This is a genomic window from Pseudomonas sp. JL27(2026) (genome assembly GCF_056933555.1).
Genome location: NZ_CM167794.1, coordinates 1,930,648 through 1,942,463 on the forward strand (window position 1 = coordinate 1,930,648; position 11,816 = coordinate 1,942,463).

The window sequence follows — 11,816 nt, forward strand, 5'->3', positions numbered from 1 at the left end:
TAGTGAGTATTCGACCTCTTTTCGCTGCCCTGGCCGTCATGGCTCTGGCGGGGTGTGCAGCCGATCCGGCGCCGAATGAACAATTGCGTCTGACCGAGCAGGCGCTGGAGCAGGCCAAGGCCGTAGGTGCCACGACCGATGACGTGCCGGAGCTGAAACTCGCCGAAGGCAAGCTCACCCAGGCCAAGGCCGACATGGCTGACCAATCGTTCAAGGATGCGCGCATGCAGGCCGAACAAGCCGAACTGGATGCGCGCCTGGCCGTGGCCAAGGTCCTGACGCACAAAAGCCAGGAGCAACTGAACGTGCTCAACACCCGCATCGCTCGCCTGCGCAAGCAACTGGGAGATGCCCAATGAGCCTGAAGACTCCCGTTTTGAGTGCGCTTTTGCTCACCGCGTGTGCCGGCCTGTACGGCTGCGCCGGTCAGGGCAGTGAAGCCGCTTTGCAGCAGGCCAGCACCGACTTCCAGAAGGTCAAGGAAGATTCGAATGTGCTGCGTATCGCGCCCAAGGATGTGATTCGTGCCGGCGAGTCGCTGGCGCGTGCCGACCGGTTGTCCAGCTACTGGGGCAGCGGTGAGGATGTGCGTCACTACGCGTATTTGAGCCAGCGTTACAGCGAAATCGCTCGCGAGCACAGCAATCAAGTCTTGAACGAGGAACGCGCAGCGAAACTCGAGCTGGAGCGCCAACGTCTGCAACTGGCCTTGCGTGAGGCCAAACTGGTCAGCGTTCAGCAACAAGGCAAGTGGCTCGAAGAGCAGATCATCAGCCTTGCAACGACCCAGACCGACCGCGGCCTGGTGATGACCCTGGGTGACGTGTTGTTCGACACCGGTGAAGCGGAGCTGAAAAACTCGGCCAACCGCACCGTGTTGAAAATCGTCCAGTTCCTGCAGCTCAACCCCAAGCGAGTGGTGCGTATCGAAGGTTACACCGACAGCACTGGCGGCAAGCAGGACAACCTCAAGCTGTCCCGCGATCGAGCGCAGGCCGTTGCCGACATGCTGATCGATCTGGGCATCGACGATAAACGTATTCAAGTCGAAGGCTATGGCGACGAGTACCCGGTCGAGGTCAACGCTTCCGAGCGTGGGCGTGCGCAAAACCGTCGGGTGGAAATTGTGTTCTCCGACGAAAAAGGCCAGCTCGGCGCGTCCCGCTAAGGGGCGCGTTACTGGAAAACCCGGCTCCCCCAGAGGTGCCGGGTTTTTTTATGCCTGCGAAATAGCTCGCAAACAGTACAGTTTTTGCTGTCACTGCACTGTACGGTCGACTATTGTGACAACTGTCCCAGTACACTTCTAAACTGTTCCGGTATTGTTTCACACAAGAATAAAATGCCCGTGAAATCGAGTGCTGCGTCATGACCAATCTCTTGCTCTATCAACGTATTGCTCAGCAACTGGCTGAAGATATCCGTCGGGGTGTTTATCAGCCCGGCGAGCGTGTGCCTTCGGTGCGCAAGATGAGTTCGCAGCTCAACGTCAGCCACGCGACGGTGCTTCAGGCGTATGCCAACCTCGAAGACCAGGGGCTGATCCGGGCACGTCCGCAGTCCGGATATTACGTACACCAGACGCCCGCCCTGACGGCCCCCACGCCTGATATTGCTCGGGTCGAGCGGCCGGGCCTGGTGACGCGCAGCAGCATCATCCAGCAAGTGTTGGTCGAATCGCGTCGCGAAGGGGTGTTTCCGCTGGGCGCAGCGGTGCCCAGTGTCGATTATCTTCCGGTGCGCGCGCTGCATCAGCAATTGGCCAAGGTCACGCGGTTTCACAGTCCGCGGGCGTTCAGTTACATGTTCAGTCCCGGATTCGAGCCGTTGCGTCGCCAAGTGGCGATTCGCATGCGCGACGCAGGTGTGGTGGTCGATCCGTCCGAGGTGGTCATTACCCACGGCTGCGTCGATGCGCTGCAAATGTCGTTGCGTGTCCTGACCCGGCCGGGCGACCTGATTGCCGCCGAATCACCGACCTACTATGGCCTGCTGCAACTGGCAGACCTGCTGGGCCTGAAAGTCATCGAGATCCCCAGCGATCCCGCGACCGGCATGAGCCTTGAGGCGCTGCAACTGGCCGCCAACCAGTGGTCGATCAAGGCATTGGTGCTGACCACCCGCCTGAGTAATCCACTGGGTGGGACCATGCCCGAAGAGCGCCAGAAGCAACTCCTGCGGCTGGCCTCGGACTTCGACATCCAGGTGGTTGAAGATGATATTTACGGCGAGTTGATGTTTGAGCAAGGACGGACCAAGTCCCTCAAGGCCTACGACAGGCTGGACCGGGTGATTTACTGCTCGAGCTTTTCCAAGACGTTATCGCCCGGGGTTCGCATCGGCTGGATGATCGCCGGCAAGTATCAGCAGGAAATCCAGCGCTTGCAGACCTTCAGTACGCACTCGGCGTGCAGTGTCACTCAAATGGGTATTGCTGCGTATCTGGAGAACGGCGGTTATGACCGTCACCTGCGCTACATCCGGCAGGAATACCGCAAGAACCTCAGTGCTTTCCAGTTGGCGGTGCAGCAGTATTTCCCCGAAGGCACGCAGATGACCCGGCCGACCGGCGGCTTCATCCTCTGGGTCAGTTTGCCGGGGCGGGTCAACACGCAAGAGCTGCATGTGCGGGCGTTGCAGCAGGGCATCAGCATTGCGCCGGGGCTGATCTTCAGTAATACCGAACAGTTCAATCACTGCATTCGCCTGAACTGCGGCACTCCCTGGAACCGTGAGGCCGAACGCGCACTGATGACGTTGGGCATGCTGGCGACTCAGCTGTGCCACGAGACGGCAAGTGGCTTTTAGCGCCAGATAGAGGGCTGAATCGATCTGCGAGCTTGTCAGGGATCGTCCAACAAGCGAGCATATGGCCCTCTGCCGTTAGCGTTGTAGTGTTTATGAAAGCGACTTTTTATGCTGGTTTATCGATCTGCCTGTTGAGTGTGTTCGTTTCAGGCGGCGTGGCGGCGGCTGCGCCAGACAAACCGGTGTCCAGTGCAGTAACTGGACAGGCGCACACGGGGGCTTCACCGAACACAGTGTCGCGGGCCAAGAAGACCGTATCGGCCACAAAAACACCCCCGCCGAAGAAGCTTTCGTCAAAGGCTTCGAAGTCAAAAAAGGCCAGCGAAGCCGTCAAGAACACCCGTTTGACCCCCACTAACCTGGACTTGAGCCTTCCACCTGAGATGGTGAGGCAGTTGCAGCCCATTGGCAGTGTCCCCCCAACCACGCGAGCACCGTTGTTGCCGCCGATGTTTGGTGAGAGGCCCAAGGCGGATAGCCCGTTTCAGCTCAACGGCCGGTTGCTGAGCAATGAAATGAGGTTGCAACTGCGCAACGAGGAACGCCGTGAAGTTGAAGGTGCGGCGCTCGATTTCGAATTCAAGCAGTAAATCTTTCGTGCCCGCCGGGCCAGACGCTTTGTCGCAGACTGGTCAGTCACCTGTATTTGTAGGGACAAACCGCCGAACGGCCAATTTCAAACGGCTGTTTTAGCGGTTACTCTACGCTCCGTTATTCAACAAACTGCTTGCCGCGAGGAGCTGACGTCATGAACTGCCGAGAAGGTTGTGGCGCCTGTTGCATTGCCCCTTCCATCACGACACCGATTCCCGGCATGCCCAACGGCAAGGCCGCGGGAGAACGTTGTGTGCAACTGTCTGTCGATAATCTGTGCAGCATTTTCGGCAGGCCAGAGCGGCCACCTGTTTGCTCGGCGTTTCATGCGGATGTCGAGGTGTGTGGCGGTAGCCGTGAAGAGGCCATCAAGTTGCTCGGTTGGTGGGAGCAAATGACAGCGGCGTAGTGTGTTCAACAAACGGAACTTCAACAATAAGGAATAAGACTATGGGTTCGCTGCATCGTGTTGCTGTGTTGTGTGGGTTGACGGTTCTGCTGGCCGCCACGGCCCAGGCTGAAGACTGGAAAACGGCCAAGGACGAAGACGGTATCAAGGTGTCCTTGAGTGAGGTCGCAGGCTCCCAGTACAAGGCTTACCGGGGTGTGACCGTCATGAAGACGTCCATGGCCAAGTTGCGCGGTTTGCAGGAAGACGTAGTGGGCGCTTGCGCCTGGATTCATGAATGCAAATCGCAGAAGTTGCTCAAGCATGAAGGCGATCAGACCTGGACTTACACCCAATTCAATACACCTTGGCCGGTTACAGCGCGTGATTCGGTGCTGCACGTCACTACGGTCGAGGGCGCCGATGGCAGCCTGACCCGCAAACTCGAAGGCGTACCGACGTACCTTCCGGAAGAAAAAGGCTTTGTGCGTGTAGCGCAAGTCCAGGGGTTCTGGAAACTGGTGCCCAAAGGCGCTGACCAGGTCGAGGTGACTTACCAGGTCCACACTGAGCCAGGCGGCAGTGTGCCGTCGTGGTTGGCCAACAAGTTTGTGGTTGACGCACCGTTCAATACGCTGAAAGCACTCAAAGAGCGTGCCGAGAAGTAAGCCCGCAGCGGTGTTGCAACAAGGTCGCCCATCGGGCGGCCTTTTTCGTGGTGTGTGATTAAGCGGTGAGGGAACGATTGCCGGGCGTACGAGGTCGAGATGGATGTAGGCCCATCCATGGGTTTATCGAGGAGGCACCGATGCAAAAGTGGGCAGTCACCTTCGTTGACGATCACGGCGTCCAGACGGTGGAGCAATTCGATTGCGAGCAGGAACCCACGATGGAGCGCGCGGCGCAACTGATTCGTTCAAAACTCCTCCCTGTCCCGGCCGAACTGGATCTCAATGATCTGGAAGGGCGTACCGACGATCCGACGGTTAAAAGCCTGAAGGATCAAAACAGCATCCAGATCCTCAGCATTACTCCAGTTTGATAAGCACAGCGATGATCCGAAACCAGATCTTGGCAGGGGATCCCTGTTGCGGCTACTCTGCAATCGAGATCAGCGAATGAATCGCTAAGGTCTGGTCTTGTCAGCTACATGCTTGTTTCCCAGCGGCAATCTGATTGCCGTATCGCTTTCACCATTCGGTTGCGGGCGAAGGGAGTACGGAAAGTCTATCCATCGGTTTGAGGAGGACGTTTCATGAGCACAGCCTATCAAGAAGACATCAGCAGCAGCGTGCTGCGCCGCATGAAAGAAGGCGGTTTTGATTTTTCCCGGTTCCATCCCATCGAGTTCTACGCCATTTTTCCGGACGAGGAGCGGGCACGCCGAGCGGCGGGGCAATTTCGTGGAGAGAGTTTGAATGCTCAGGTCAGTGCGCGCGATGACGGTGTCTGGCATCTGGAGTTGAGCAAGGTGATGTACGCCACTTACGGCGGCATTGGTGACTTCGAGCAGGATTTCGAAGCGGTGGTCGAGCCGCTGGGTGGAATTATCGAAGGCTGGGGCGTCAAGCAGGAGGTACGAGGGCCACTCGCATAACACTATGAACAGCAACAACACTCAGCGACGGCTGACCTTCGGGTTGGCCGTTTTCATTGGTGGTGGGGACGTCGCGAACGGAAAACCCTGAAACAAGAATTCAGCGCAAAAAAAGCCACCCGTGAGGGTGGCCAAAAGGGAAGACCGGTAAGGAGAGGAAACCGGTCGAAACACACCGGACCGGGCCGCCGTGGGCACCATGAACCTGAAGCATGGGCTTGACCCGAGCCTGTCGGGCGAAGCGTTTTGCGCGATGGGACGGATTATCCGCAGGCGCAGACGGGCAGTGAAATCAACTCTGTCTATGTTGGCGATAGCCAATAGCGTTGCTTTGCAATGAAGCGGGCGTGATCAGATGGGAGCGTTTGTCGCACAGGATTGGTGCGGTGCGCGCGGGGTGAATATCCAACCGGTTGATATTAAAGCGCTTATGCCGATGGCACGGGCCTTGCGAAGCTCCAGTGTCCGGGTGACAAGGAGTACGGCATGATCCGCACCTATTTTGATGAGATGTACGATGCCGGCGGCCAGGTCCGCCCGCATTATCGGGAGTTCGCCCGTTGGCTATCCGAAACGCCTGACGAGCTTTTGGCACAACGGCGACGCGAGGCCGATCTGTTGTTTCATCGCGCCGGGATTACTTTCACGCTCTATGGTGATGAGCAGGGGACAGAGCGTCTGATTCCCTTCGACACCATCCCCCGTAGCATCCCCGCCAGTGAATGGCGGATCGTCGAACGTGGCTGCATTCAGCGGGTCAAGGCACTGAACATGTTTCTCGCCGACCTCTACCACGAACAGCGCATCATCAAGGCCGGCATTATCCCGGCCGAGCAGGTGCTGGCGAACGAGCAGTACCAGTTGGCGATGCAAGGGCTGGATCTGCACCGCGATATCTATTCGCACATCTCCGGCGTCGATCTGGTGCGCGATGGCGATGGAACGTACTACGTGCTTGAAGACAATCTTCGTACGCCCAGCGGCGTGAGCTACATGCTGGAAGACCGCAAGATGATGATGCGCTTGTTCCCGGAGTTGTTCGCCGCCCAGCGCATCGCGCCCATCGATCACTACCCGAACCTGTTGCTCGACACCCTGAAAAGCTCCAGTGCGCTGGATGATCCCAGCGTGGTGGTGCTGACCCCTGGCCGTTTCAACAGCGCGTTCTTCGAGCACGCGTTTCTGGCCAGGGAAATGGGCGTGGAACTGGTGGAGGGTGCAGACCTGTTCGTGCGTGACGACCGGGTGTTCATGCGCACCACCGACGGGCCGAAAGCCGTCGACGTGATTTACCGTCGCCTCGACGACGCCTTCCTCGATCCGTTGGCGTTCAACCCGGATTCGATGCTCGGTGTGCCCGGCCTGTTGTCGTCCTATTGCTCGGGCAATGTGGTGCTGGCCAATGCCATTGGCACCGGCGTGGCGGATGACAAGTCGGTTTACCCGTTTGTCACCGACATGATCCGCTTCTATCTGGACGAAGAGCCGATCCTGAAAAACGTGCCGACCTGGCAGTGTAGAAATCCCTCAGAGCTTTCCCACGTCCTGGCGAACCTGCCGGAGCTGGTGGTCAAGGAAACCCAGGGCTCCGGTGGTTACGGAATGCTGGTGGGGCCAGCGGCCAGTACGGCGGAGATCGAGGCCTTCCGGGCGAGGATCAAGGCCAAGCCCCACGCCTATATCGCACAACCGACCCTGTCGCTGTCGACCTGCCCGACGTTTGTCGAAAACGGCATTGCCCCGCGCCACATCGACTTGCGCCCGTTTGTCTTGTCCGGCCGCGAAACCCGTGTCGTACCCGGTGGCCTCACCCGTGTGGCCCTGCGCGAAGGCTCCCTGGTGGTGAACTCGTCCCAGGGGGGCGGAACCAAGGACACCTGGGTGGTCGAGGATTGAAGGAAGCTTGCCATGTTAAGTAGAACTGCCTCGGATCTGTATTGGATGTCGCGTTACCTGGAGCGGGCGGAAAACCTCGCACGGATGCTGGACGTCAGTTATTCGCTGTCGTTGATGCCCCAGGACGGTCGCGGAGATGGCCTGCATGAACTGGCGATGCCGTTGCTGATCACCGGCACCCTCGACGATTACCTGACGCGCCACGGTGAGTTGCACGCCGAACGCTTGCTGCACTTTTTCGCTCTGGATGCGGCCAACCCGGCCAGCATCTACAGCTGCCTCGGTGCCGCGCGGGCCAGTGCCCACGCAGTGCGTGGGCGGATCACCGCAGACATGTGGGAAAACATCAACGCGACCTGGCTGGAGATTCGCGGGATTGCCGAACAGGGCTTGAGTCGCTACGGCATGAGCCGTTTTTGCGAGTGGATCAAGGAGCGTTCCCACCTGTTTCGGGGCGCGTCCTACGGCACCATCATGCGTAACGATGCGTTCCGTTTCATTCGTCTGGGGACGTTCATCGAAAGGGCTGACAACACGTTGCGCCTGCTCGACGCCCGATACGAAATGGCCGGCGATCAAGCCGAAGCAGTCAGTGATGGCACTGCTCACGCCTATTACCAGTGGAGTGCATTGCTGCGGGCCTTGTCGTCGTTCGAGGCGTACACCGAGATCTATCGCGACGCCCCCGGCGCCCGGCATGTCGCCGAACTTTTGCTGCTGCGTGCCGACGTGCCGCGTTCGTTGCGCGCCTGCACGGAAGAAATCGACCAGATCCTCGCCAGCCTGCCGGGAGCCAATGGCCGGCCTGCGCAACGCCTGGCGGCGGGAATGGACGCACGCCTGCGTTACACCGCCATCAACGAAATCCTCGACGAAGGCCTGCACGCCTGGCTGACCGAATTCATCCCGCTGGTGCGCCAGTTGGGCAACGCCATTCACCGTTCCTACCTGGAGGCCGCATGAGACTTTCCATCAGCCACGAGACCACCTATCACTACGAAGATCAGGTGCGGGCGAGCATCCAGTATTTGCGTCTGACGCCCCACGACAGCGAGCGTCAGCACGTGCTCAGCTGGCAACTGGACCTGCCCCGGCCGGTGCGGGCGCAACTCGATCCGTTCGGCAACATCCTGCACGTGCTGACCCTGGACGAGCCTCACGCGGCGATCATCATTGGTGCCCGGGGGCAGGTGGACATCGACGAATTGCGTGAGGCCGAGCATGAGAGCCAGTCTGCGCTACCCTTCTTGCGTTTTACCCGGCTGACCGAAGCGGATGAAGCCTTGCGGACATTTGCCGACAAGCAGTGCCGGCAACGCCGTGATCGCACGGCGCTGATTGATTTGATGCACGGTCTCAACCAGCATATGACGTATACACCGGGCTCTACTGAAGTCCAAACCAGCGCCGCTCAAGCTTTCGCCGGGCGGGCAGGGGTCTGCCAGGATCACACCCACGCGTTTCTCGCCTGCGCGCGTAGCCTGGGCATTGCGTCGCGTTATGTCTCGGGCTATCTCTACAGCGAGAACAGCGAACATCTGGCTAGCCACGCCTGGGCCGAAGCGTGGCTGGATGACGCGTGGTACAGCTTCGACGTGACCAATGAACTGGCCAGGCCTGAGCGTCATCTGAAACTGGCAGTGGGGCTCGACTATCTGGATGCCTGCCCGGTACGTGGCATGCGCCGTGGCGGAGGGTGCGAGCAGATGCACGCCAAAGTGTTCGTCTCTCCGATGCCGGCGCCAGTGATTTCGGTGCAACAACAGTAAGATCGGTGACACCGTTTCGCGAGCAAGCCCGCTCCCACATTAAATCTCCTGAGGACACACGATTGGTGACACTCAGAAAGTCCAGTGTGGGAGCGGGCTTGCTCGCGAAGAGGTCGTCACCCTTACCGCCCCTCTCAAACTGTCAGGGCTGCTGTTTACGTCCCGCCATGTGCTTCAGATACCCCACCAGCATCGTCAGCTCTTCATCCGGTAACACCGTCGTCGAGAACCCGGGCATTTTTGCCTGCGGCCACTGGCGCAGGCTTTGTGGGTCGCGGATGTAGCGCTTGAGGAAGTCTGCGCCGAAATACTCGGTGGGGCTGAAGGGAATGTTCAGGTCCGGACCAAACTGCGCATCCCCCGCGCCGTTGAGGCGGTGACACGCCAGGCAGTTTTTCTGGAATAGCGCAAACCCCTTATTCACCGGGTCGTCGGCTGCCAGTGCCGGGTCTGGCCGCAGGGCAGGGAAGCGCTCGGCAACAGCCGCCAGACGCTTGATGCTGGCGACTTGAAAGGGCCATTGCTCGGGGCTGATGTGGCCGGCCTGGGGGTGGGTCCACACCAGATAAAACGGTCCGGCGCTCGGTTTGCCCTTCGCCAGCGCAGGCCAGGGCTGGGCCGGGTCTTCGATGGCCAGCCACGCCTGTGAGCCTGATGTATTGAGCAAAGGTGCCGCTGCCAGTTCGGCCGCAAAACCATCCAGCGCCACGGCTTGCAAGTGATCCCCGGCATTCACACCCGCCAACAACGCCGCCAGCGGCACGGCGCGATAACGCATTTCCCGTTTGTAGGAAACGTCGTCAGGAATGATGATGGTCCGGGCCTGAGGATGCTTGAGCAACGCCTCGGTCTGCAAGGTTCGGTGGCTGCTGCCCAGATCGAGCACCAATTGCGCGGCATACAAGGGCGTGCCGAGTAGCAAAGCCCCCAACAGGATTAAAGCTTTCACGTGATCGCCGTCATAGGTGGGTGTGCCGCAAAGGTTGGCACACCCGCGCTGACCCGGGTAGTGAACGAGTCAGATTTTTGAGACGGCGCTATCACCCGTCACGCCGGATTAACCGATCACTTTCGTGAGATTCGGCAAGATCAGTAGCAACGTGGTGGCGAACAAAATGAGCCCGGCTTGGCGTACTTTCGAATGTTTGAACATGGCTGACTGCCTTTTTTGTTATTTCCTGAGCGTCGAATGCTTGCCTGCATCTCCATGACGGCAAAGCGCTGTACTTCCTGTATGACGGAGGCCTCGGCAAAACCCGACGACCCTTCCGTAAGTTCACCTTAGGGGCCGCGTAACGCTTGGCTTAGATCCATTTAATCTCGATTGGTAGTTATCAGCGATTAAAAAGGCATGAGGCTTATTGCCAGCTGCTTTGCCGCCCTTTTGCTAGACAGTTTGGTGACCTGAAACGGTTAACCCGATAGCTCACTACCGTTCGTCTGAGCGTGACCGTCAAGGTCACTGAGCGCATCGGTCATTGAATCCGGCGCTGCGGCGCTTAAGGTGAGAACTCCTGTTTTTACTCACCCGCCCAACGGTTCGAGGACGTCATGACCCAAGCTTTGATTTTCGATGCGCTGCGTACGCCCCGTGGCCGTGGCAAAACGGATGGCGCCCTGCACAGCGTCAAACCGGTGAACCTGATAGCCGGGCTGCTCATGGCCCTGCAACAGCGCACGCAGCTCGATACCCGTGAGGTCGACGACATCGTGCTCGGTTGTGTAACGCCGATTGGTGATCAGGGTGCCGATATCGCTAAAACCGCTGCGCTAGTCGCGGACTGGGACGTCAGCGTGGCGGGTGTGCAAGTCAATCGTTTTTGCGCCTCGGGGCTTGAGGCGGTGAACCTGGGCGCAATGAAGGTGCGCTCCGGTTTTGAAGACCTGGTGGTGGTGGGCGGTGTCGAGTCCATGTCGCGGGTGCCAATGGGCAGCGACGGCGGCGCCTGGGCGCTCGACCCGCAGACCAACCTGCACAGTCATTTCACGCCGCAAGGGGTGGGGGCCGACCTGATCGCCACGATTGAAGGCTTCAGCCGTCAGGATGTCGATGCCTATGCACTGCACTCCCAGCAAAAAGCCGCGCGGGCGCGGGCCGATGGTTCGTTCAACAAATCGCTGGTACCGGTGCAGGACCAGAACGGCATCGTGCTGCTCGACCATGATGAGTTCATTCGCGCGGACTCAACGCTTGAAGGCCTGGGCAAGCTCAAGCCGAGCTTCGAGATGATCGGGCAAATGGGCTTCGACGCCACCGCACTGCGGGTTTACAGCCACATCGAGCGCATCAACCACGTTCACACGCCGGGCAACAGCTCGGGGATTGTCGACGGTGCGGCGTTGATGCTGATCGGCTCCGAATCCAAGGGGCGGGCGCTGGGGTTGCAGCCGCGAGCACGGATTGTCGCCACTGCCGTCACCAGCACCGACCCTACCATCATGCTCACCGGCCCTGCGCCGGCGACTCGCAAGGCGTTGGCCAAGGCCGGGCTGCGGGTCGAGGACATCGACCTGTTCGAGGTCAACGAAGCCTTCGCCTCGGTGGTACTCAAGTTCATCAAGGACATGGCCGTCGACCCGACCAGGGTCAACGTCAACGGCGGCTCCATCGCCATGGGCCATCCGCTCGGCGCCACCGGTTGCGCGATCCTCGGCACGTTGCTCGATGAGCTGGAAGCACGGCAATTGCGTTATGGCCTGGCGACGCTGTGCGTCGGCGGGGGCATGGGTATCGCCACCATCATCGAACGCCTCTGAGCCCCGA

13 protein-coding genes are annotated in these 11,816 nt (G+C 59.5%); 12 read left to right on the forward strand and 1 reads right to left on the reverse strand.

What is annotated here, in order from left to right:
* The first annotated feature begins 2 nt into the window (after positions 1-2).
* The 11 genes from AC1Z1G_RS08765 (at position 3) to AC1Z1G_RS08815 (ending at position 9,052) form a co-directional block, all read left to right on the forward strand.
* A complete protein-coding gene (locus tag AC1Z1G_RS08765) occupies positions 3-359 on the forward strand; it encodes a DUF4398 domain-containing protein (RefSeq protein ID WP_483626441.1) in 357 nt (118 codons plus the stop codon).
* Positions 356-1,168: an OmpA family protein gene (locus tag AC1Z1G_RS08770; RefSeq protein ID WP_483626443.1), complete on the forward strand. Its 813-nt coding sequence runs from the start codon at positions 356-358 to the stop codon at positions 1,166-1,168. The genes AC1Z1G_RS08765 and AC1Z1G_RS08770 overlap by 4 nt, the downstream gene beginning before the upstream one ends.
* A 200-nt stretch (positions 1,169-1,368) precedes the next feature.
* On the forward strand, positions 1,369-2,808 hold the full coding sequence (locus AC1Z1G_RS08775; protein ID WP_483626445.1) for an aminotransferase-like domain-containing protein: 1,440 nt from the start codon (positions 1,369-1,371) through the stop codon (positions 2,806-2,808).
* 92 nt (positions 2,809-2,900) lie between these two features.
* Positions 2,901-3,398: a translation initiation factor 2 gene (locus AC1Z1G_RS08780; protein ID WP_483626446.1), complete on the forward strand. Its 498-nt coding sequence runs from the start codon at positions 2,901-2,903 to the stop codon at positions 3,396-3,398.
* Between the two features lie 158 nt (positions 3,399-3,556).
* Entirely contained in the window at positions 3,557-3,811 is a 255-nt protein-coding gene (locus AC1Z1G_RS08785) for a YkgJ family cysteine cluster protein (protein ID WP_483626448.1), read from the forward strand.
* Between the two features lie 41 nt (positions 3,812-3,852).
* Positions 3,853-4,458 carry an START domain-containing protein gene (locus tag AC1Z1G_RS08790; RefSeq protein ID WP_483626450.1) on the forward strand — a complete coding sequence of 202 codons (606 nt, stop codon included), beginning with the start codon at positions 3,853-3,855 and terminating at the stop codon, positions 4,456-4,458.
* A 140-nt stretch (positions 4,459-4,598) separates the two neighbouring features.
* Positions 4,599-4,832: a hypothetical protein gene (locus AC1Z1G_RS08795; RefSeq protein ID WP_483626451.1), complete on the forward strand. Its 234-nt coding sequence runs from the start codon at positions 4,599-4,601 to the stop codon at positions 4,830-4,832.
* A 213-nt stretch (positions 4,833-5,045) separates the two neighbouring features.
* Entirely contained in the window at positions 5,046-5,387 is a 342-nt protein-coding gene (locus AC1Z1G_RS08800; RefSeq protein WP_483626453.1) for a ribonuclease E inhibitor RraB, read from the forward strand.
* Between the two features lie 486 nt (positions 5,388-5,873).
* Positions 5,874-7,283: a circularly permuted type 2 ATP-grasp protein gene (locus AC1Z1G_RS08805; protein WP_483626454.1), complete on the forward strand. Its 1,410-nt coding sequence runs from the start codon at positions 5,874-5,876 to the stop codon at positions 7,281-7,283.
* A gap of 12 nt (positions 7,284-7,295) precedes the next feature.
* Entirely contained in the window at positions 7,296-8,246 is a 951-nt protein-coding gene (locus AC1Z1G_RS08810; protein WP_483626455.1) for an alpha-E domain-containing protein, read from the forward strand.
* Positions 8,243-9,052 (forward strand): transglutaminase family protein, encoded by an 810-nt coding sequence (locus AC1Z1G_RS08815; protein WP_483626457.1) that lies wholly within the window; start codon positions 8,243-8,245, stop codon positions 9,050-9,052. Before AC1Z1G_RS08810 ends, AC1Z1G_RS08815 begins: the two co-directional genes overlap by 4 nt.
* Before the next feature lie 142 nt (positions 9,053-9,194).
* Here AC1Z1G_RS08815 and AC1Z1G_RS08820 read toward each other — a convergent pair whose 3' ends face one another.
* Positions 9,195-10,001 (reverse strand): c-type cytochrome, encoded by an 807-nt coding sequence (locus tag AC1Z1G_RS08820; protein ID WP_483626458.1) that lies wholly within the window; start codon positions 9,999-10,001, stop codon positions 9,195-9,197.
* Positions 10,002-10,603: 602 nt separating this feature from the next.
* On the opposite strand from AC1Z1G_RS08820, the gene AC1Z1G_RS08825 reads away from it, so the two are divergent.
* Positions 10,604-11,809, forward strand: coding sequence for an acetyl-CoA C-acetyltransferase (locus tag AC1Z1G_RS08825; protein WP_483626460.1), 1,206 nt, complete (start codon positions 10,604-10,606; stop codon positions 11,807-11,809).
* Positions 11,810-11,816 lie beyond the last annotated feature (7 nt).